Source organism: Flavobacterium notoginsengisoli, from assembly GCF_042686225.1.
Taxonomy (GTDB): Bacteria; Bacteroidota; Bacteroidia; order Flavobacteriales; family Flavobacteriaceae; genus Flavobacterium; species Flavobacterium notoginsengisoli.
Genome location: NZ_JBHUOT010000011.1, coordinates 14,100 through 36,610, shown reverse-complemented (window position 1 = coordinate 36,610; position 22,511 = coordinate 14,100). Strand labels below are relative to the sequence as shown.

At 34.1% G+C, this 22,511-nt stretch carries 20 protein-coding genes and 2 tRNA genes; 6 read left to right on the top strand and 16 right to left on the bottom strand.

All coding sequences use genetic code 11. From position 1 onward, the window contains the following. Nucleotides 1-228 precede the first annotated feature (228 nt). The 3 genes from rseP (at nt 229) to ACFS3A_RS21105 (ending at nt 1,841) form a co-directional block, all read left to right on the top strand. Nucleotides 229-1,572 (top strand): RIP metalloprotease RseP, encoded by a 1,344-nt coding sequence (rseP, locus tag ACFS3A_RS21115; RefSeq protein WP_379827546.1) that lies wholly within the window; start codon nt 229-231, stop codon nt 1,570-1,572. Nucleotides 1,573-1,655: 83 nt separating this feature from the next. Further along, nucleotides 1,656-1,729 (top strand) — tRNA-Asn (locus tag ACFS3A_RS21110). 38 nt (nt 1,730-1,767) lie between these two features. Next, nucleotides 1,768-1,841 (top strand) — tRNA-Asn (locus ACFS3A_RS21105). A 372-nt stretch (nt 1,842-2,213) separates the two neighbouring features. Here the strand turns inward: ACFS3A_RS21105 and ACFS3A_RS21100 are convergent. Further along, nucleotides 2,214-2,891 carry a hypothetical protein gene (locus ACFS3A_RS21100; protein WP_379827545.1) on the bottom strand — a complete coding sequence of 226 codons (678 nt, stop codon included), beginning with the start codon at nt 2,889-2,891 and terminating at the stop codon, nt 2,214-2,216. Between the two features lie 150 nt (nt 2,892-3,041). Beyond that, nucleotides 3,042-3,362 carry a hypothetical protein gene (locus ACFS3A_RS21095; RefSeq protein ID WP_379827544.1) on the bottom strand — a complete coding sequence of 107 codons (321 nt, stop codon included), beginning with the start codon at nt 3,360-3,362 and terminating at the stop codon, nt 3,042-3,044. 173 nt (nt 3,363-3,535) lie between these two features. Between ACFS3A_RS21095 and ACFS3A_RS21090 the strand changes: the two genes are divergently transcribed. Continuing rightward, nucleotides 3,536-3,931, top strand: coding sequence for a helix-turn-helix domain-containing protein (locus tag ACFS3A_RS21090; protein WP_379827543.1), 396 nt, complete (start codon nt 3,536-3,538; stop codon nt 3,929-3,931). Between the two features lie 76 nt (nt 3,932-4,007). Here the strand turns inward: ACFS3A_RS21090 and gapS4b are convergent, their stop codons facing one another. From gapS4b to ACFS3A_RS21075, 3 genes are all read right to left on the bottom strand, one after another. Continuing rightward, nucleotides 4,008-5,132, bottom strand: a complete 1,125-nt coding sequence (gene gapS4b / locus ACFS3A_RS21085; protein ID WP_379827542.1) for a GapS4b family protein — start codon at nt 5,130-5,132, stop codon at nt 4,008-4,010. A 1-nt stretch (nt 5,133) separates the two neighbouring features. Beyond that, complete coding sequence (gene gapS4a, locus ACFS3A_RS21080) at nt 5,134-6,066, bottom strand: GapS4a family protein (RefSeq protein ID WP_379827541.1); 933 nt, start codon at nt 6,064-6,066, stop codon at nt 5,134-5,136. Between the two features lie 217 nt (nt 6,067-6,283). After that, complete coding sequence (locus ACFS3A_RS21075) at nt 6,284-7,480, bottom strand: C1 family peptidase (RefSeq protein WP_379827540.1); 1,197 nt, start codon at nt 7,478-7,480, stop codon at nt 6,284-6,286. A gap of 230 nt (nt 7,481-7,710) precedes the next feature. Here ACFS3A_RS21075 and ACFS3A_RS21070 point away from each other — a divergent pair, with 230 nt between their 5' ends. Together ACFS3A_RS21070 and ACFS3A_RS21065 are read left to right on the top strand one after the other, a co-directional pair. Next, on the top strand, nt 7,711-8,508 hold the full coding sequence (locus tag ACFS3A_RS21070; protein WP_379827539.1) for an AraC family transcriptional regulator: 798 nt from the start codon (nt 7,711-7,713) through the stop codon (nt 8,506-8,508). A 76-nt stretch (nt 8,509-8,584) separates the two neighbouring features. Continuing rightward, complete coding sequence (locus ACFS3A_RS21065; protein ID WP_379827538.1) at nt 8,585-9,445, top strand: CPBP family intramembrane glutamic endopeptidase; 861 nt, start codon at nt 8,585-8,587, stop codon at nt 9,443-9,445. 60 nt (nt 9,446-9,505) lie between these two features. Here ACFS3A_RS21065 and ACFS3A_RS21060 read toward each other — a convergent pair whose 3' ends face one another. From ACFS3A_RS21060 to pyk, 11 genes are all read right to left on the bottom strand, one after another. Further along, entirely contained in the window at nt 9,506-10,666 is a 1,161-nt protein-coding gene (locus ACFS3A_RS21060) for a BamA/TamA family outer membrane protein (protein ID WP_379827537.1), read from the bottom strand. 268 nt (nt 10,667-10,934) lie between these two features. Next, entirely contained in the window at nt 10,935-11,900 is a 966-nt protein-coding gene (locus tag ACFS3A_RS21055; protein ID WP_379827536.1) for a SphA family protein, read from the bottom strand. Between the two features lie 74 nt (nt 11,901-11,974). Continuing rightward, complete coding sequence (locus ACFS3A_RS21050) at nt 11,975-13,150, bottom strand: helix-turn-helix domain-containing protein (protein ID WP_379827535.1); 1,176 nt, start codon at nt 13,148-13,150, stop codon at nt 11,975-11,977. A 125-nt stretch (nt 13,151-13,275) separates the two neighbouring features. After that, nucleotides 13,276-13,854 carry a DUF4136 domain-containing protein gene (locus ACFS3A_RS21045; RefSeq protein ID WP_379827534.1) on the bottom strand — a complete coding sequence of 193 codons (579 nt, stop codon included), beginning with the start codon at nt 13,852-13,854 and terminating at the stop codon, nt 13,276-13,278. Nucleotides 13,855-14,094: 240 nt separating this feature from the next. Next, nucleotides 14,095-14,820, bottom strand: coding sequence for a DUF6515 family protein (locus ACFS3A_RS21040; RefSeq protein WP_379827533.1), 726 nt, complete (start codon nt 14,818-14,820; stop codon nt 14,095-14,097). Between the two features lie 19 nt (nt 14,821-14,839). Then, nucleotides 14,840-15,580, bottom strand: coding sequence for a DUF2092 domain-containing protein (locus ACFS3A_RS21035; RefSeq protein WP_379827532.1), 741 nt, complete (start codon nt 15,578-15,580; stop codon nt 14,840-14,842). A 25-nt stretch (nt 15,581-15,605) separates the two neighbouring features. Then, nucleotides 15,606-17,006 (bottom strand): DUF2252 domain-containing protein, encoded by a 1,401-nt coding sequence (locus tag ACFS3A_RS21030; RefSeq protein WP_379827531.1) that lies wholly within the window; start codon nt 17,004-17,006, stop codon nt 15,606-15,608. A gap of 54 nt (nt 17,007-17,060) precedes the next feature. Then, nucleotides 17,061-17,864, bottom strand: a complete 804-nt coding sequence (locus tag ACFS3A_RS21025; RefSeq protein ID WP_379827530.1) for a hypothetical protein — start codon at nt 17,862-17,864, stop codon at nt 17,061-17,063. A gap of 67 nt (nt 17,865-17,931) precedes the next feature. Continuing rightward, nucleotides 17,932-18,948 carry an HAD family hydrolase gene (locus ACFS3A_RS21020; protein ID WP_379827529.1) on the bottom strand — a complete coding sequence of 339 codons (1,017 nt, stop codon included), beginning with the start codon at nt 18,946-18,948 and terminating at the stop codon, nt 17,932-17,934. 68 nt (nt 18,949-19,016) lie between these two features. Then, entirely contained in the window at nt 19,017-20,699 is a 1,683-nt protein-coding gene (locus tag ACFS3A_RS21015) for an arylsulfatase (protein ID WP_379827528.1), read from the bottom strand. A 374-nt stretch (nt 20,700-21,073) separates the two neighbouring features. Next, nucleotides 21,074-22,507: a pyruvate kinase gene (pyk, locus tag ACFS3A_RS21010; RefSeq protein WP_379827527.1), complete on the bottom strand. Its 1,434-nt coding sequence runs from the start codon at nt 22,505-22,507 to the stop codon at nt 21,074-21,076. Nucleotides 22,508-22,511: the final 4 nt, after the last annotated feature.

Below are 22,511 nucleotides of genomic sequence, written 5' to 3'. Positions count from 1 at the left end.
TCTTTTTAAATAATGAAGTCAAAGTCAGTTAAATCATTTTACAAGTACATCCTTAAACTGTTTGTAACATAATAATCAAATATGTTACTAATAAATAAACATTATTTGATTTATTAAAAGTATGAGCAATTATTAACAAACATTTAAAACCTTAAACGTTATCTTGCGCTCTTATATTAAAATAGAAAACGCTACTTTTGTGCGTTAAATACGAACTAAAAATAAAAAATGGATATAGTTATCAAACTCTCTCAATTTCTATTGAGTTTATCTTTACTTATTATTCTTCATGAATTAGGGCATTTTATCCCTGCTAAATTATTTAAAACAAGAGTCGAAAAATTTTATTTGTTTTTTGATGTTAAATATTCCCTTTTCAAAAAGAAAATCGGAGAAACAGAATATGGTATCGGATGGCTGCCACTTGGGGGTTATGTGAAAATTTCTGGAATGATTGACGAAAGTATGGACAAAGAGCAAATGGCTCAAGAGCCACAGCCTTGGGAATTTCGTACTAAACCAGCCTGGCAACGTTTAATTATTATGCTTGGCGGTGTTACTGTAAACTTTATTCTAGCTTTTATTATCTATATCGGAATGGCTTTTGCCTACGGAGACACTTATATTGCAAACTCTGATTTAAAAGATGGTGTTGCGATCGAAAATCCTGCTATGCTTAAAGCTGGTTTTAAAACGGGTGACAAAATTATTTCTATTGATGGAAAAACAGTCGAGAATTATGACAGCGATATGAACATGAATGTCATCATGGCAAAACATGTTTTGATCGAAAGAGACGGAAAACAACAAACTATTACCATGCCAACTGATTTTGTTGACCAGCTTTCTAAAACAGAAAAAGGACTTCTTATAGGTATTCGTACACCTTTTGCAATTGGAAAAATAGCTGAAGATTCTCCAAACCAGAATTTAAAACCAAAAGATTTAGTTCTTTCTCTTAACGGACAAAAAATTAAATATTTTGACGAGGCAAAAGCAATTTTAGAAGCAAATAAAGGAAAACAAATTTCTGCTGTTGTTTTACGCGACTTAAAAGAGACTCCGGTTGATTTGAAGGTTTCTTCAACAGGAACTCTAGGTATTGTTAGAGGTGGTTTAGATTTAAAATCATTAGAAAAATTAGGTTACTATAAAATCAGTACTAAAGAATATGGTTTCTTCGAATCTATTCCGGTTGGTCTTGAAAAAGGTAAAGATCAATTAATAGGTTACGGAAAACAATTGAAAATGATTTTTAATCCGGAAACTAAAGCGTACAAACAAGTGGGTGGTTTTGCTGCAATTTTTAATATTTTTCCTACTTCATGGAGTTGGGAAGTTTTCTGGTCCATCACTGCTTTGTTATCAATTATGCTTGGAGTGATGAATTTATTGCCAATTCCTGCTCTTGATGGAGGCCACGTGATGTTTTTATTGTATGAAATCGTGAGCGGTAAAAAACCGAGCGATAAATTCCTAGAGAACGCGCAAATGGTTGGTTTTGTTTTACTTATTTCACTACTACTATTTGCTAACGGTAACGACATTTACAAAGCCATTGTTGGCAAGTAAAAAAAAGTCAAAAAAAGAGTGAAAATGTTTTTGAGAAACTAAAAATAGTTTTATATTTGCACTCGCTAAAAAGAGCAACACTTTCCTCCTTAGCTCAGTTGGTTAGAGCATCTGACTGTTAATCAGAGGGTCCTTGGTTCGAGCCCAAGAGGGGGAGCAACTTTTTTTAGCAAACATATTTACCTTTAAGGTGATTCCTCCTTAGCTCAGTTGGTTAGAGCATCTGACTGTTAATCAGAGGGTCCTTGGTTCGAGCCCAAGAGGGGGAGCAAAAAAGACTATCAGAAATGATAGTCTTTTTTTTTTACAATATTGTCATTTCGACTGAAAAGAGAAATCACACAAGAAACTCTACAAAGCATATCTACAATTCGTGTCGATTTCCGTATGTAATTTCTCCCTTCTGCTAAAATGACAAAACTATGCGTTTATTTAAATTATGATATTCAATCACAAGCATCGTTTCAACCACTGTGACACATACTATTATGCTTATGATTGTGTTCCCGTGGTTGAAACCACGGGCTATACTTTATAAACTTTGCGACCTTTGCGCTTTTCTTTTGTGTCTTTACGGTCAAAGTTTTAGGCATCTTCGCGAACTTTGCGCTTTCCTTAGCGTCTTTGCGGTTAAAAAAAACTCATTTCACTACCAAAGTTTCGCTTTTAAATCTTTTCATCAAAAGATCTGCTTTTTCTAATTGATTGATCGCTTTTAAAGACTGTGCATATCTGTAGTAATAAATAACATCAGGATCTTTGACTAGAATAAACAACTGCTCGTAATATCCGGCTGCTGTGTTAAGATTTCCGTCGAAGTAAAGTCGGTCTGCAACTTTTTGAAGCATTTCAGGACTCTTGTATCCTTTTTCTAAAACTTTTTGATACGCACCTGTCACATCGACTTTTACGTAGTTTACGGATTCAGCCGGAGCTGTTTCAGCAACTTTAACAGGTTCAGCTGTAACTGCTGCGATTTCGACAGAAGTTTCGGGGTGAGTAATGCTTGTCTTTTTCTGTTTCTTCTTTACATATCTCGGAATAATTGTTCTCGTATTATTGGGCCCCAAATCGTTGGTGTAAACCATATCTAATTTGGTTACTTCATAAGTGGTAATCCTGCCACCAAAAAGTTTATTAATCCGTTCTTCTACATAATACGATTTGATGACATAATCGCTATTAGAAGCAAGATTATCGGTTAGTATTACCGTTTTCCCTTTTTCTGAAGAAACAGGCGTAAGCGCTGCTTTTTGGGCAAAACAGTTAAGAGAAATTAACAGCAAGAGGGCAATTAAAAACGTTTTAAGGTTTTTCATAAAATGGTTTAATAAAATTAATGGTTGGTTAAATTTTATTAAATATATCGCATTCAATCTGTTACATTTTTAAAATCTCTGTAACTAACCCGAAAAAACGTTTAAATGTCCTTTTTACCACAAGCCTTCCTGATTACGGAAAAAGCTTCCTTAATTTGTATTTTTCAGTGGAAAAGATGGATTTAGAGAAGTATAATTAATTCCTAATTCTGCACAGGCTTGCTGTATTTCTTCATTTGAAAATGGTTCAAGAGCTTTTACGAGCATTTTACTGGTTCTAATACAACTCAACATTTTAATTCGCAAAGGAAGACTGTTTCCGGGTTCTGTCTCCAGAAGATATTCGAAAATTTCGTTTAAATATTCCGGATGATTCCTGAACTCTCTATCAAAAGAAATATCCGAAACGAATTTAGAAAAAGATTCTAGTACCTTATTTTGGCTGACATTGTTTTCATTCTCTGTGTTCATGACTTTATATTTATGGTTTCAAATAGTTATTGTAAGAAAAATTATATTTTTGTTTCGGCTAAATAAACAATAGAATACATTCTAACAAAATATTTTAAGATTGTATTTCACAACAAAAAAGATTGTATTTTACTATATTCCTAATTTTTAAGGATTTTTAATATCTTTGAAGTATGAGCACAGCAACAAAACCCAAACATATCGGAAGAAACATAAGCCGCATTAGAGAGCTTAGAGGAATGAAACAAGAAGCACTTGCCATTGCCATTGGCGTAAGCCAGCAATATATTTCAACTCTTGAAGGAAGCGAAACGGTTGAAACTGAAAAACTAAACTCTATTGCAGAGGTTTTAGGTGTTTCGGCTGAGGCAATTGAAAATTTTTCTGATGAAGCGGTTTTGAACAATATTCAAAATAATCACGAAGGCTCTGTAATCCACAGCGGACCAACTTTAAACCACAATTGCACTTTCAATCCTATTGATAAAATTGTAGAACTTTATGAGCGTTTGGTTCAGGCTGAAAAGGATAAAGTGGAGTATTTGGAGAGGTTGATGAAGGAGAAGTAAATTTCTGGTTTTAAAAATATATAAAAAGAGGCGTAATCAATACGCCTCTTTTTATGTTCTGTTTTGTTTTGAATAACTAAACAGACTCTATTACAGTTTCTTTTTTCTTGAATAAATTATAAGATCTTAATTTATGGGAATCAATATAACTTATGACTTTCTTTCTTAATTCGTTTTCCGAAGCAATACCTTTACAATCCTTATTAATTGTAAAGTTAATTACATATTGAACTTCTGATGTTTCATCTTTTTTTGATATATATTCTGGAAAATAAATTTTTATTACACATTCACCCTTAACACCATCAATGTTAAATTTATACTTTAAAGATAAAGACGCGAAAATTACTTTTTTATGGTATTTACTATCTGTTACTAAAGGATGATTTTGCAGTTTTTTTCCATTTAATTTTAGCGATTCTAATTCATCTAGAAACTTCTTTAAATCTTCCGGAGTTTTTTCCTCTTCATCTAAATAAATATCGATATCTGAAACAGAAACAAAATCCAAATAAACACACATTTTTGTGGTAAAAGAATACAGAAATTGAATTCTATCAGGATTTGAAAAATCATTAAACCTTATCCTAATATAATCCGATTTAGAAGAGATTATATCTTCCTTTACAAATGCTTTTTTTATTTCCTTATTAATCAGATCATTGATAAATTTAGTTTCCTTAGATGTAGAATTCTGTTCAACTTTTAACTCAATAGCCCCGTCTTCACGTTTACTAACGTATACCGTTCCTTTATGCGTAGTAAGATTATTTGTCCAATCATCTAATAAATTGACTCTTTCAATTTCATAATCCAAGACCCCAACCTCATCTTCAAAATAAAATACAGGACTTCCCTTAATTGTGAAATTTTGTTTATAATCGCTTGAATTTTCAACTAATTCATTGAGATCAAACCCACCTCTAATAATATTTGGCAAACTAAAATCCTTACTACATTTTAAAACAGCAGAATTTATCTTTACATTATCTTCTTTCTTTTTTTGAGTTTCATATAGCTCAACAAATTCATTTGGTGTTATAAGTGTTTTAATAAGTAACGGAACTGAATTATCTTTTTCATTCCCTCCCAAAAAAACCCCCTTATCCCTTAAAAACAAATTCAAATTTGAACTTGTTATGTTTGACTTAACAAGTAACTGTCTTAACCTATCTCCATATGGTAATATCTTATCTTTCATACTATCGATTTTTAAAGTCTAGTGTGTGCTTTGTAACTGTTAGATTTGATTTAAAACTGTCATTCCCAAAAAACGAAAGAGCCTTTTCTACATCTGATGAATTTTTAGTTTCATTGTAATCAGGAAATGTAATAATCACATTACTTGACGAATCTAAATGATCAAAACTTTTAACAAAAGAAAAAATTCTTAATAAATCTTCATATTTAAAATTGTCCCGAACGCCAATGATGAAGGTTACCTTATTATCGATCTCAACTCTTAAGGGAATAATATCTGAAAACATATATTGAATTGGTAAAAACTCACCATAACTCTTTGATTCCAAACTCAATGCATTCAATCCGGAATTATGATACACAAAAGACACAATCCCTTGATTGAATTTATTTTTTACATTTTCAATTAAATTTACAAAAAATGTTATTCTAGCATTATCTAAAACAATTATTCTATTAAAATGGTAATCTGAACTTACAGTCATATTTGACACTTTAGAAATCACATCAAAATCTAAATCACTCTCATTTGATGCCCAAACTAAAATACCTGTAATGTCAGTTTTAGTAACATTCGAAAAACTTCTGTTAATCTCAGAATTGAGCTTAGAATTTTCATAACATTCTAGTGTATAAACTAAATCTTTAAAATGTTTTTTAAAGTCTCCTTTAGGCGCCTTAGGGTATTCATTAGCGGTAAACTTAACAGAAATAATTCCGACATCTAAGACCTTGTCCTGCAAAGGAGAATGTACTGTAATCAAACCGTCAATTCCATGACTTGTTTTTGGACCATCTCCCATTTTATGCTTTTCTCCATCGTTGCACGAAATACTATTTTTCTTTCTCAAAGTTTTATATCCTAAAATATTCTCAAATAAATATTCTACGATTTTTTCCCCCTCTTCCCCGACACTCTTAGACCATTCTCCCATAGATATGCTTTAAAATTTTAATTATTACTTCATTTTATATAATTCAATTAAAATAACTTTTAACGATTTGCAATCTAGGGAAAATATTACAAAATAAAATATCCTTAATTTCAAAATTATAATTGATTATCAACATAATTTTTAACATCTAAAACGCAAAAAGCGCCACAATTTACATTGCAGCGCTTTTCTATTTTCTATAAAACTCTAAGTCTAATTAAACCCCTAATTTCTTAGCAAGCTCACCAGGAATTCCTCCTTTGTTTACTAGTAATGCAGTAGTTTTATATTTTACGAAGTTCTTAGTTACAAACAAGAAACCTTTGTAGTCGTTTGTTTCTCCCCAAGAATTTTTTACGATGTAGTATTCTTTTCCGGTTTGGTCTTTTGCTAAACCAATAATGTGCATTCCGTGGTCGTCTGTTGTAGTGTAGTTATCAAACGCTGCCTGACGCATTTCAGGAGTAATTTCCGGTTCTGCTTTTGGTCCGTTAAATAAGTCTGCTTTTTCTTCTGCAGTCATATCGTCGAATTTTTTAGACGCTACATACGCCACACCGTTTTTCCAGCTGAATGTTTTCTCACTAACATCTGTTGCCCACGCTACAGTATATCCTTTTTTAAGCGCATTGTCGATAACATCTGTCATGTCGTTCAGTTTTACGTTGTAAACCTGATCTAGTGACCAGTTATCCGGAACCATCATAGTTGTTTTTTGGTAGTATGGAGTATTTGTGAAAGATGATAATTCTACATACTCATCAGGGTTAATTCCTACTACTTCTTTAGCAAAAGATTGTGGCGTATAGTTTTTTCCTTTGTATGTAAAGTTTTCCGGCACTTTTCCTAAATAAGAATCGATAACTGCTGCGTAAGCTTTTTGCCAGTTTGGTGTCAATTCTCCGTTAGGGTTTTTAACAACAGCTGTCAAAAGTCCTTCGATAAGAGCACCCATTTCGCCAAATTTATTTTTGTCTGTTCCATAGTTTAATCCCGTGTAAACTTCTCTTGGCACAGCTCCGTATTTTTTGTACATATTAACTACATCGTGAAGAGCACCTCCATCACCAAGCGTAATTGCTCCGTGCATACGAACATAGTTAATTCCTTTTTCAACATACACGTTTCTTGCAGAAAAAATCTGAGATAACTCAACCGGCTGTTTTCCTAAACGAATCATTTCTGACTCTAAGAATGAGTTTGTTGAGTAACTCCAACAAGTTCCCGATGAACCCTGATTTTTTACTGATGTTGTTCCTAAGTTAATTACTTCTGTAAATTTGAAGTTCTCTTTACTTTTGTCGCTTGCGTTTAGTTTAAGTGAATTTACTAACACGTCCTGCGCAAAACAGCCTGCTGTTCCAGCTAAAAATACTGAAGCTGCAAACACTGATTTGAATGAAAATGTATTCATAAGTTATGTTTAAGATTTAACAAAATTAGTCTCTAATGTTTCTAATTTGTTACAAAACAATTAATTTTTTTGTAATTTATTGCTATTCTGCGGTTAATTTTTTCACAATCTTTTTATTTAGATGTATAAGATTACAAATTATGCAAAACTAATTGTCATTTATAATTAAACTTTTAACATAAATTAATTAATAGTAATTTGGTTCCCGCTATTCCAAAAGCAATCTTGAAATGTACGAACTGGAAAAAGAAAAATATCTAGGCAGCACCAAAAATATCTTCAATACCAATCAGGGAATTGCAGTTGTTGAAACGGAGTACCAAAACAAGGTTTACGAGGGATGGCATTCGCATAATAATGCTCATATTACACTTTTTCTAAAAGGAGGAACTACAGAGAAAAGGAAAAATTTTAATGAAACCGTTGGTGCTGGTTCTTTATTATTTTATCACAGCGACGAACTGCATTTGAACCAAAATACGCTTTTTCCGTCCAGAAACATTAATATCGAAATTGAAGAAAATCTCTTGAAAGAACTTCAAATTAATGAAGCCACTATTGAAAAATCTATTCAAAACAGCTCACTTACTAAATTTTTAATTCTGAAAATTTTTAAAGAAACGCAAAGTGCTGATGTTTTTACCAACGATAATATTAGAATGTTGTTCTCGCAACTTTCTCAAGCTAATACTTATTTGGAACGTTATGAAAAGAGTCCATTTTGGGTAAAAAGTCTGCATGAATTATTAAATGACTGCTGGAACGAAAATCCGAATCTTCAGGACTTAGCAACAGTTTTAAACTTAAATCCGATTACAATCTCCAAACATTTTCCAAAATATTTTGGATGCACTTTGGGCGAATATATGCGTCGAATCAAAATTAATCGCTCGCTTCCATTGATACAAACCAAAGAAAACAATTTAACCGAAATTGCTCTGGAATGCGGTTTCTCTGATCAGAGTCATTTTATCAGAACTTTTAAAACTCAAACTGGCTTTCTGCCAAAACAATTTCAAAAATTATAAAAGAGGCAAATTTCATTCTATTTTTTGATTTTGATGCAGGCTACTTTTGCTTCATCAAATCATTAAAATCAACCAAATGGAAACCCTTACCCTAAAACAAAAAACATTCAATTCTCCTATAACCAAAATTATACTTGCCTTACTTACTTTTATGGCCGTTGTTGTTATCGGACAGCAGATTGCTTCAAAATTACTTGCCTTAACTCCATTAGACAAAGACTACAGAAGTCTATTAAAAGGACTTTTTGTTTCGGCATCCTGTATCCTGAGCTATATTTTGTTCTTTAAAAAATACGATAAAAGGGCGGTAACCGAATTTGCCTCAAAAGGACTTGCAAAAAATCTTTTTATTGGAGTTGCGATTGGTTTTACATTGCAATCCTTAACTATTTTAGTAATGTACCTCAACGGAAATTACAGTATTACAAAAGTCAATCCTATCTCCTACATCTTGATTCCGTTTGCAATTATGTTTACTGTTGCCATTATTGAAGAGGTTTTGGTACGTGGAATCATATTGAGAATTATGGAAGAAAAACTAGGAACTTACATTTCCCTAACCTTTACCTCAATTCTATTTGGAATCTTGCACTTGGCAAATCCTCATGGTACTTTGATTTCTGGAATATGCATTACTACTGCAGGTTTTTTATTGGGAGCTGCGTTTATTTACAGTCGCAATTTATGGTTTCCAATCGCTTTGCACTTTGCATGGAATTTTACTCAATCTGGAATTTATGGAGCCATTACATCCGGAAATGAAAAAACAAATAATTTAGTAGAAGCTCAAATACAAGGTCCCGAATTTATAACTGGAGGCGCATTCGGTCCTGAAGGATCAATACAAGCAATCGTTTTTTGCGCACTAGGTACAATTGTTTTACTGCTATTGTGTCATAAAAACAATAAAATTATCAAACCGTACTGGAAGAATTAGTCAGTCATTGGTTCAAATTCCCGGTAGTAATTATCGGGAATTTCACTTTTTACTAAACATTTATCTTAGCCAATTGCTTCCAAAAACAATATAATATGCCCAATCTTCCGGACCTTTTGCCACATCAACTCCCATTCTGAGTTTAAACTTTCGCGCCAGCAAATATCTAAAACCGGTTCCGTAACTGTAAACAACTGGTTTTGCAAAAGCCTGATCCCAATCGTTAAAGGCGCTGGCTAAACCTCCGTATCCCATAATACTCCAGCGTCGGTAAAAATCCCATCTTAATTCGGCTTCAGTCACTATGCTGGTTTTTCCCTGATATCTCGCTGCCGGAATTCCTCTTAGATTGATTCCGGGTAATAGATAAAATGGCGGGTTCCCAAACGCCTGTTCCCCTTCAATCCTCAGCCCGCCAATTAATTTTTTTGTTAAGGGATAAAACCCAATTGCAGATAAATTGACGCGCCAGGCATCATAATCACTTCCTAAAATATTATCAGACCAAAAGAAATCTGATTGTAGCCTGATTCCTTTATCTGGTGTAAATATATTGTCGCGTCCATCAAACTGTATTGCTGCTCCCAACTGACTTATAGTACTTTTTATATCTTTAGGTTGTACAAATGGCGGCGGAAGATCTACATCAGGAAGGTTTATTTTTGAATTTAAAAAAAGATACTGTGGTCCCGCACTCCATTTCGGATTATTGAATTGTTTGAGCCACTGCGTATAAAAAATCGTGGACTTAAAATTGAGTTTGAATTCCTGATCGGGTAAATTCGGTCGATTATTGGCATAAAATGACAAATTCATATCACCATAACCTGCCATGACACGATATAATATTTTGGGTTTTATCAATGTTCCCGAACGAAAAGCGCCGACCATCCAGCTTTTGTTTCCGGTATACATTCCGATTCCTCCCGTTATATCTGGGTTTATAAAACGTTTCTTTCCGTTTTCATCCACAACTGGAGCATGTTTTTTAAGAAATACCGGCACAACTGCGCCTCCAATTCCTCCTAATGCTGGTTCGGTAATGACGGTTGGAACTACTATGAAGCCGTGTGCATAAATAATATAATCGCTTAAATCGAAAGCACCGTCAAGAGAATCTTTTACACTGATGTGCTGCTTTTGCGCATTTACGGCTTGGAACGATAAGAGAAACCAAAGTGAGAATAAGATAATTTTTCGAGTTGTTTTTTTATTTTCCATATAAGAGAATCTGAATCGTTTTACATTAAAAACTAACACGTTGGATACAATTATTTTAAACACATAGAAACATAGTTTTTAGAAGACTTAAAAAAGACGTTTCACTAATTTAAATTCACATAGTTTATCTATGTGTGGAAACGTGTTTCTTTTGATCTCCTTTTTTTTCGACACAAAATCTATGTTTCTATGTGTTAAAGTATTTTTTTTATTTTACCCTACGGGTTAAAAATCAACCTTATTCTAAAACCTTAAAAAATCTCATAAATCACTTTTTCTTTAAGCTGAAAACATGTGCCAAAGTGATGAAAAAAGTATTACCCTGAAATCTATTTACCGCACCAAATTCTGAAACCCATCTAAAACCTGCTTGTGTCATACAGCCAATATGAAGATAATTAACCTCAGCTCCTACAGCTCCAATATGATCTTTGTCCGGTTCAAGGATTAGACTTCCAACTGGAATTTTATCATCTGAGACTTTGTATTGGAAATAATAAATTAATCCGGCATTCAATATTCCTTTTGGAGCCGTTTTTTCCGCATTCATACAATAGAATGTTTTGCCTAAACCACCTTCAATACTTAAAATATCTCCTGTTTTAATTTCGGTATCTTTCTTTTTACTGTTGATTTCATAGGCTGCTAAAGCAGAAAAATGAAACGTTTTTTTCTCATTAAAATACAAAGTTGTTCCTGCCGAAATTTCATTCATAAACATTCCCAGTCCGCTGTTGTCACTTCCTCCTAATTCATATTTCCCAGTCGGAATATACATTTGATAGCTGAAAACAAAATCGGCTTTTTTATTGTGCCAGCCCAGCTGAAGTGGCTGTAGATACATATCTGTGAAAGCAAAATTGCTTTTAGAATCTATATAACTTCCCTGAATAGTATTAGAAGCTCCTGCCAGCAAAATTGTAGCGCCGTAATTGGCACCTAAAATTTTAAAATCGCTAACATAATTAGCTCCAACACCTGTTATAAACATGGTTAAGTCGGGATTTCCCATATTATCGCCATCGCCGTTTCGTAGACAATTTGCGGTATAAATATAAGCTGGAACATAAACACTTACTGTATTTTCGGGAGCCTGAGTGCCCGACTGCAATCCCATTGCACCCAATATATGCCCGCCTTTTAATTGTGCGTTGCTATGAAATGAAATCAATGCAAAGATTACGGTTAAAACTAGTCGTAATGCTTCTTTGGAATTCGTATTTTTTGCTTTCATGCTGAAAATGTTTTAAAATGAATTAAGACTTTACAACCACGGCGAATAACTGAATTTTTATGGAGGAGAGTATTTTATTTGAAATAATAAGCGCTTGTGCGATCCGGATTTATTCTGATGGTTTTAAAATATTCTGAAGGAGATTTTCCAGTGTGTTTTATAAAAGCTCTAAAGCAGGTTGTACGAGATTTAAAACCAGACCCCCATGCCATTCCTTCCAGAGACAAATCTTTCCATTCCGGATCGTTTATTTTGTCTTTGAAATACTCTATTCTTTTAAGGTTTACATAATCCTGAAAATGAAGTCCGAATTCAGAATTTATCAAATTGGATAACAGATGGACAGAAATTCCTGTTTCATCTGAAAGGTCACGAATTACAAAATCTTTCTTTAAAAACAGCTTTTGAGCATTTAAAACATAGTCTAATTTTAATAGATAATCTTCCTTTTTGTCTACAGTTAATTCGTGTGTTATAGGCAAACTGTTCTTAACTTCTTTTGATTTTATTAAAACCGTATTATCGCTTACAAAATCAAACGCTTCTTCTTCATCATGAAAAATCTGAGGCCTGAAATACAGCCAGCCAACCGTAAAAAATAAAACAGTCGAAATTAAAAAATAACAGGAAATGTCTACCACATCTATTTTTCTCAGCAAAAAATGATGTACAAAAAGTGCCGAAAACAAAAACAAAATCATCAAATTATAAACCCTAATCCAATTGATTACTTTACTTCTGTGAAATTGGTTTCCTTTGAATTTTTTCAGATCATAGTTTAAAATCAACATGGTTTGAAAAAACACATAAAAAAGCCAAATTGTCAAAGTCAGAATAGAAAATGGATTTTTGATAATTGATTCTATTGCAGCAACAATTTTAAAATTGGTAAAACTTCCAATATACACAAAAAGGGTCAGAATAAAATAAATCCCAAAAGGAATAAAATGAACCCAATCGTATTTTTTGCTTTTGTTGTTTGGAGACAAAATGTTTCTAACGTATAAGAAAGAACATGGCGCTGCTAAAAAAATAAACGATTTTGTAATGGTAAATAAATCCGGGAATTCTTTAAACATATTGGCCGACAGATAAAAATTGTAGATACTTACTACAGCAAGGCTCAGTAAAAACATTCCTAAAAAGAAACTTTTTGAATAGTTTTTTTTGGAAAAAAGAACCATAAACGAAGTAGCAAGACCTGCAATCGTGGCAATAAAAAAGAATAGAGAAAGTAGTATATCGATCATTTTTAAGCGGATTTGTTTGTTAATACTTCTTAAAAAGAATTTCGAAAGGGGACTTTAATTTGGAAAACAAATGTGCTTATAGGCTGATTAGACCAGCACATTTGTTTTTTTATAATAAGCAAGAGTTATTTTTTCTCTGCTCCGGGAGGAAAACCGGCTAGTATTTTTTTGATAGAACTATTGATAAATTCTTCCGGATTATCCGGTTTACTGTCGATTTCGGCATTTCCTATTCCCTGCCAAACCAATTTTTGCGTTTTGGCAGATACAATATCAATTACCAGTGAACCATCTACATAATCATAAGTATTGAATGTTGTATTGGCACCGCCCATCATGGCACCGCCTCCCCAATATCCATAAGGACGGTACATACCTCCATATCCATAAAAATCTGTATTGGCACTAACTGAAGTTTTATTTTTTAAGATCGACACAGCATTTACTCTTAAATCCGGATTATCAGATTCTGTAAATCCTTTAGCAAGCATTTCATTACGAATAGCTTTTGTCACACGATCAACATTTAGTTGATTAACCTGACCTTGCTGTGCTTTTAAATCATAAACCGCAAAGGTTCTGTATTCTCCAAAATTGGCAGAGTGATCATAATCTGTTGTGACTTTTACAGTTGGAGAGCAACTGTAAATTAATCCCAAAAACAACATTGGGATGATACGAAGATTTGTTCTTTTGATATTCATGTTGTGGTATTTAAATTAATAATTAAATCTGTTTAACTCGAATCTTATTAAAATCTAAAAATCATGAATGGAAGGAAAGGCGTAGAATGTCTTAATAATTGCTCAACCAACACAAGTATTTGTATAACAATTATTTAGCTTGCTACCAAAGATAAATTATTTTATTTAATTAACACAATTAAATAAATAAAATCTTACGTCTGTTTACTGTCTCTTCATATTAATTTAAAGATTTGAAAATTATTTACCTTGTACAACTACATAACTATCCTGCCCGTCTTTTGAGATTGGCTGATAATAAACATTATTGTAAATCATATATTTTTGCCCGTCTATGTTTTTTTCTTCTGCACCTTCGGGCAAATGTGAAACTACTGCTCCAACCGGTGGTGTTACTACTTTATATTTAGCGGTGTCTTTTATATAGTAAGTCCCTCCATAATAATAGTAATCCATTCCATCAACAGTAATGGTCACATATCCTTTAGGCAATTCCGGAATTGTTGCTCCCAAAGGTGCCGGAACAACTTTGTATCCATTTGATTCTTTTGTGTAATAAACACCATCATCGTAATTGTAATTATTATTTTCTACAGAAATTACGATCGCCGCAGTAGTCAGTGTTGTCAAAAAGAATCCCACCGGATACCATGTTGGTCCCCAATAATAAGGTACAAACGGATGATAGATATAAGGAAATGGTACCGGATAAGGATGAAACGGTGGCGGTGGTGGCAAAGGTCTCGGATAAGGATGCGGAGGAATTGGTCTTGGCGGAATTGGACGCGGTGTAGGTCCTGGCGGAATTGGTCTTGGATTTGGATGTATTGGCATTGGACGGGGCATTACCGCATGCGGTGTAAAATGCCCAAATCGCTGCGCTGTTATGGATTCAGGCATAAGCATCATTACAAATACTACGACCAGAATCCATGATTTTATATTTTTAAGCAGATCTAATTTCATGATAAAGAATTTAAACGGATTATTTTTTCTCTTCTCTAGGCTGTAATTTTACTTTTGAAGCCTTTGGCGGTATCGAAAATTCAAACATAAAATCTGAAAAATCAGGATTAATCACCCAGTCTTTATAAACTGCTTCATATTGCGGTTTATTGGTGTCATTCGTATAAACAATTACCATTTTGATGGGCAGGAAATTATCATCATTTCCAATCCAGAACTGAAAACTTTTATTTTTGTCTTTTCCGGCAATATGAAAGCATTCTTTATCATCCAAAATTGTTTTGCCTAAATACATTAAAGTGCCTTGCTCTGACTTTAAATCATCCAGAAAAGTTTCATAAAAGAAATCAGCAGCGGGAAATTCTATTCCGAATTTTTTACTGGTGTCGTCTATAGTCTGAATAACCGATTTTGGTGCATCTGTAACCGCATAAGTATTATTATCAAAAGAATAATAATAAAGCGTTTTTCCGTTGTACCATAAACTTCTGTTTCCTTTATCTCCGGTTGACGTTATTTTCATTTTATCCGGAAATTTTATCGAAACTTTTTCATTTACAGAATGCTTAACCAAGCCCAGACTTTCGTTAAAAATATCATACGTCATAATCGATTTAAAACTGCATGATTTTATGTACTGTAACGATTCTGTTGTCTTGTTTAAAATATATACTGCAGCAGAATCTATACGCTGTGTCTGACTTTGTGTTGTAATTGTTGTAATCAGAAAACCGATTAAAAACATCATTTTTCTATTCATACCAATACTTTTTAATTACTGAAAATTATATTTCTGCCGAAATAGGCAATCTTCCTTCTTTTACAGCTTCGACCAATTTATTGTAATCGAGCTCATTTTGATGTGCATAAGAAATCGAGAACCTTGAGATTGCATTCGCAAATTCATTATTGTTTCCAATGTAACCCGAAAGTACCGATGGATCTCCTGAGCGTGCATGTGCCCGTGCAAGTGCCCAGCCACAGGCTTTTGCATAATCTGCCATGTTTTCTGCTTTCATAATTTCGATGACGGGTTTTATTTTAGCATCCCGCAGCTGACGGATATAGAAAAACCTGCCCCTGTCATCGTTTGTCCACCCTAAAAACATATCCGATGCGGACTGCATTAACTTTTGTCCCATTACAATCCGTTCGCCTTGATGTTTGTATTTTGGCTTGTTTTTTACATTGGCTTCTAAAACGCTTTGTCTGGCTTCTTTAAACTGTAAAAAAATTGGTTCCCCTGTTGCCGACATCAACAAACTAATCCCACAGAGCGTTCCTACACTTCCTACTCCAACCACTTTTATCGCAAAATCATTTATAGAATATCGGCTTAATAAAACCTGTTTGTCTTCCGGAAGTGATTCTACATATCTTTTATGAATGATTTTAGCTTCTCTTAATGTATAATTTTCATCGGTCCCTGATGGATGATAAATCAACGGCGGATCATCTTTTATTCTGGCCCGAACTCCATCCTGATAGGTCATTTTTGCAAATTCTTTTTCATGGGCTGTAGATTCAGCTGCTTTTTTAATTCGTTTCTGCTGAAATTCTTTTAACTCTTCATCTTTTCCTAACTCAATAAGATCAGCCAAATCAATATCTGCGTACCAAATCTGTAATGCTGATAGTTTACTGTATTCCAACATGTGTCTTTTGTAACTGTCTGCCACATGCCATGCAAATTCTTTACAATCTTTATTGGAAAATTTTCTCCATTTTCCGGCAATCGCAAAACTTGCAGCAAGTCTTTTAACATCCCATTCCCACGGTCCATGAAAAGTTTCGTCAAAATCATTAATATCAAAGACCAGTTTACGTTCCGGAGTTGCAAATCCTCCGAAATTCATTAAATGACAATCTCCGCAAAGTTGTAATTCTATCCCGGTGTTTGGTGTGTTTACCAAATCTGCCGCCATAATTGCTGCTGCACCTCTGTAGAATGCAAAAGGCGATTCGATCATTCTTCTGTATCGAATGGGTAGTAATTCTTCAATTCGTCCAATACTGGTTTTGATCAAAACAGCAATTGGGTCTTCGCGATCTTCCGACGCAATCCATTCCTGATGAGAAGAACGAGGAACAGTTTTTCTAATCGCCGCTCCCTTATCGTAACGCTCTGCTTTTGACGCCAAAGGATCAAAAAGATTCTCGGTATTATTTGCTGCCTTTTCAGTCATAAAATGATTATTGCTCTTTTGCAAAATTCCTGTTTTCCAATTTTTAAAAATATTTTATGAGCCAGGAAACACAAAAGCCACCACTGCCCTTAGCCCCCAGTCCGGTTTTATAGATTGATGTCCAACAACCGGAATTAAAGGCATAACCGCAAATTGCATAGTCTGACCTCCTAATTTTGTAATGGCCCCAACATTTGGACTAATAGTAATAAGAGTGGTATTTCCCTGCCAGTTTTGCGTAATTTCTGAAGTAATTCCTAAGCTTGCGCCACTTTTATAACTATGGGTTAAAAATATCTGAGTGTAAAACTGATTGAAATCAGCACGTTCAGATGCACCTGCTACCGACCAAATTTGATTGGCCAAAAAACCTATAGAAAGTCCTTTGCCCTGATGCATCACCAAAACGCTTGGCCCAATTCCGAATTTTTCTGTTCCTAAAAATTTTTCCGTAGCAGTTGGTACTAAAAAAGCTGGCCCGGCACCAAAGATGATTCCTTTTGTTTTAGGAGCAAAAAAAGCGGTTATCGTTGCATCACTCAAACCAAACTCATGTGTGTTTTCGCCCGTAACATCCTGTTGATCTACAACCGGAAGAATATACCGTGTAATTAAATTTAGATTTTCACTCAATTTAAAAGGAACAACGGGTTGTATATTAATCTGATATTTTATTCCGTTATAAGGTCCAATCCCATAAGTAAGGTTATTTTGAAGAGGAACGCTAATTAGACTTGCCACAGGATTTGCCATTTTATCAGCTAGCTCTTGCGCACTATTTTCTGCTTTTGCAGGCTCCTCCTGAGCAGAAATTGTAAAAGTGAAAAGAATCAATATTGCTAAAAAAGTATATTTCATGTGGCTTAATTTTATTTGTTAAAAACTTCACTCTCTAACCTTTGTATCGCAAAAAATTCATTTTTATTTAATCTGCAAAAACCTTTTTCCAATCGTCCTTGATACTAACAACATGATATTTATATTTTGCTGCAGTACTTAATGAGAGATTGTCTTTTTCCTGATAATTGTACTCTCTAATCGAGTCATTGTGATTTACAATTAGTTGAAAAGATGGATATTTACTTCCCGATGAATATCTTAACATTGCAAGATCTCCGGCTCCGCCTTCATTTCCACAGGCAAAAACCGGCCGCTGACCAATGTGCAATTGTATACCAACAGGTTTCCCTTCTTTATCATTAAAATGATCTAAAGCCGGTTCTCTTAAAACTGTATTTTTAATATCATCATATTTATATTTAAAAGAAGTTCCAACAACCTGGTCTTTTGGGATACCATAAAAATCCTGAGATATAGCACGAACCACTTCTATAGTTCCTCCTGTCACAATAAAGGTTTTAAAACCGTTTGCCCGGAGATAATTCAAAAGTTCCAGTTGAGGCTGATATCTGATTTGTTTTAATGGAATATTTTTGCCCGGATATTGAGCTCCAGAAAAAAACTCTTTTGTAGAAGCTTCAAATTCATCTTCAGTCATTCCGGTATGAGTTGCGGCAACTAATTCTATAAGTGCTTTATCGCCTCCTTTTTCAAAAAAGGTTTTGTCTTTTTCGACTACGGCTTTAAAAGGCTGTTTCCTGGCTAGTTCAGGATTAGCCTCTACCATTTTTTTGACACGGTAAAAAGCAAAAAGTTCCTGTACATAAGGTTTTTCAGCCCATAAAGTTCCGTCATTGTCAAAAGTGGCAATTCTATTTTCTACCGGAATAAAATCTGGACTTCCTTCTTTGGTCACTTTTTCAACATAAGCAATAATGTCGCTTTTTAAAGTTCCATCATTCCAACTTGGCAAAGGATCGCCGTTATTTTTGACTACTGCTGTACTATCTTTAGGATTGACAGTAGTGGTGTCTTCTGATTTATTTTTACAAGAAATCAGCAAAAATAAAAACAGGGACAAAACATATATTTTCTTATACATGATATTGATTTTTTTTTAAGTTAATAGAGCCTGAAGTATGGGAGATTCAAGCTCTATTCTTTATGTTTTTATTTTTTCTTTTTTGAAGCTGTCTCTTCGTCTTCTTTTAATTTAGGAAGAACATTTTTCTCAATATATTTTTGAGCTTTGATATCTTTCATTGCCTCTTCCATAATCGTATAAGCCGAGAAGCTTGGCGGAATTGATCTTGGAGGATAATCTTTAAATGTTTCTGCAAATACAACTACATCCTGAATTGCACCATACATTAACTGCACGTGATTCATCTGCCAATCCCAGAAAGTATTGGAAGTAATATCAGCTCTTTCGAAAGGATCTTGGTATAAATTGAATATTTTCTGTAAACGAAGTTTAGTAAAAGGTTCTGCCCAAACTCCCATTGTTCCGCCTAAACGTTGTTCTGCGAAAACATATTTATAATCTCCTTCTCTCAACCCTACTAAAAGACCATCATCATCGGTGTAAAAGAATTTATCTCTGGCACTTTTTGGTGTTTTGCCCTCTAAAAATTTGCTTTGATCAAAACCATCCAAATGCACTTTATAGGTTTTTCCGTTCGCAGAGTACCCTTTCAAAAGTTTGTTAACGATATCTGGTTCTCCTGCTATTGAAGCGAAAGTAGGAATCCAGTCATTGTGACTCATCAATTCAGTCGTTACAGTTCCTGGTTTAATATGTCCCGGCCAACGAACAATACAAGGTACACGGAAAGCTCCTTCCCAGTTGGTATTTTTTTCAGAACGGAATGGTGTCATTGCGCCATCAGGCCAAGTGTTCATGTGAGGGCCATTATCTGTAGAATACACTACAATTGTATTGTCTGCAATTCCTAAGTCATCTAAAGCTTTTAAAATGCTTCCAATAGTTTCATCGTGTTCGATCATCCCGTCAATGTATTCACTGTCTCCGTGGGTATATCTTCCTCTATGTTCTGCTCTAACGTGTGTACGAAGGTGCATACGAGTTGAATTAAACCAGCAGAAAAATGGCTTTCCTGCAGCATGTTGTCTTTTGATAAAATCTATAGCTGCTGCTGAAGTTTCATCATCTACAGTTTCCATTCTTTTTTTGGTAAGTGCTCCAGTATCTTCAATTTTTTGTTTTCCAACTCTCCCAAAACGAGGATCAGTAGTTGCATCATCAACATTTGTTGCAGTACATTTTAAAACACCTCTAGGGCCAAATTTTTTCAAATATTCCGGATCTTTTGGATAATCCGGTAATTCTGGTTCTTCTTCCGCATTTAAGTGGTAAAGGTTCCCAAAGAATTCATCAAAACCATTTACAGTTGGCAAACTTTCGTTACGGTCACCTACGTGGTTTTTACCAAACTGACCTGTAACATAGCCTAAACTTTTCATGATTCCTCCAACAGAAGGATCTAATTGGCTCATTCCCATAGGCGCTCCCGGAAACCCTACTTTTGTAAGACCTGTCCTAAGACCGTGCTGTCCTGTTAAAAATGCTGCACGACCTGCGGTACAGCTTTGTTCTCCATAATAATGCAGGAAACGTAATCCTTCATTAGCCAGACGATCGATGTTAGGAGTTGTATATCCCATAAGCCCATCGCTGTAAGCACTTATATTAGTAGTTCCTATGTCATCTCCCCAAAGCACCAAAATATTGGGTTTCTTGCTCTGAGCGTTTACAGAAACTCCTGCGAAAAATAGTAATGTTAATACCCTAATGGTATATGAAAATCCGCATTCTAGTTTGATTTGTTTCATGATAATAAAAATTCGTTAATGATTTTGTTATGTATATGAGATTGTAAATCCAAAAAGCAAAATGGGAAATCGTAAATCTTAAAAAAATCTTTAGGCGGGTTACATTTTATTGAGATGTTTCAAATTCATTTTTATATAAAAACCTGAAACACATTTTTTTAACTTTTTTTTAAGCATCTCAAAATTAACTAATAAATAAGCGAAGAATTGTATTTATTTGGTGTCAGCTTGTTTCATTTTATAAAATGAAACAAGAAAAATGAAGAATTTGCACCAAAACGTTTCATTTTATAAAATGAAACGCACAAAAAACAGTACGAAACAAAAAAGCCGCTTATTGAATAAGCGGCTTTTTAAAATATTGTAGTAGAAATTTAGTCGATTTGAGATACTCTCATCGTATTAACCATTCCTTTTTCTTTGATTGGCATTGCTGCAAGATTAATTAAATAATCTCCTTTTTGAGCGTATCCTTTTTCAACTGCAATTTGATTTACATCTGTTACAGTATCATCTGTACTTTCGTCATTATCGTAATAGAAAGATTTAACTCCCCATAATAAATTCAATTGTGTTAAGATTCTTCTGTTTGAAGTAAATACCAGAATATGAGCTGTAGATGGTCTCCATGCTGAAATCTGGAAAGCAGTGTAACCGCTGTTTGTCAAAGTACAAATTGCTTTAGCTTCGATTTCGTTAGCCAATAAAGCTGCCTGGTGACAAACTGTTTTAGTTACAAAACGGTTTGTTTTAATTTGAGGTGTATTTTGAGGAACCTGAATAAGTGGTGAATTCTCAACAGCTTCACAAATTTGAGCCATTCTTTGGATAACTTGTACCGGGTAATTTCCTGTAGCAGTTTCTCCAGATAACATTACAGCATCTGCACCATCCATTACTGAGTTAGCAACGTCATTTACTTCTGCTCTTGTTGGAGTTAAACTTGTAATCATTGTCTCCATCATCTGTGTAGCAACGATAACCGGAATTCTGGCAGTTTTAGCTCTACGGATCAAATCTTTTTGAACCAATGGTACTTCGTGAGCAGGAAGTTCAACTCCAAGATCTCCACGAGCAACCATTAAACCATCGCAATAGGCTACAATTTTGTCCATGTTCTCTAGAGCTTCCGGCATTTCAATTTTAGCAACGATTGGAATTTTAACTTCTGAATGTTTAGCGATCAATTCTTGTAAATCTTGTAAATCGCGTGGAGTTTTCACGAATGAAAGTGCGATCCAGTCTACTTTTTGCTCAATTGCAAAAATAGCATCTGCAATATCTTTTTCAGTTAAAGCTGGTAAAGAAATTTTTGTATTTGGAAGATTAACACCTTTTTTAGACTTTAATTCTCCACCTTGAATAACTTTAGCGACAACTTCTGTTTTTTTATCTGTTGAAACAATTTCAAAAATAAGTTTACCATCGTCAAGCAAAATACGCTCTCCAACATTTACATCATTTGGAAAGTTTTGATATTTCATGAACGCTTTTTTAGCATTTCCGATAATATCTTCTGCAGTTGTAAAAGTGATTTCGTCACCATCATTTACTACTGTGCCTTCTTCCATTACACCAACTCTAAGTTTTGGTCCTTGCAAATCTCCAAGGATTGCAGTAGTGTAACCAAACTCTTCGTTTAGGCCTCTAATAATATTAATTTTTTCTTTTACTCCTTCGTAATCTGCATGCGAAAAATTGATTCTAAACACATTAACACCTGCTTCGATCATATCTTTAATGATCTCTCTTGTACTACAAGCGGGGCCAAGTGTAGCAACAATTTTGGTTTTCTTGTTTGTTAGCATTTTT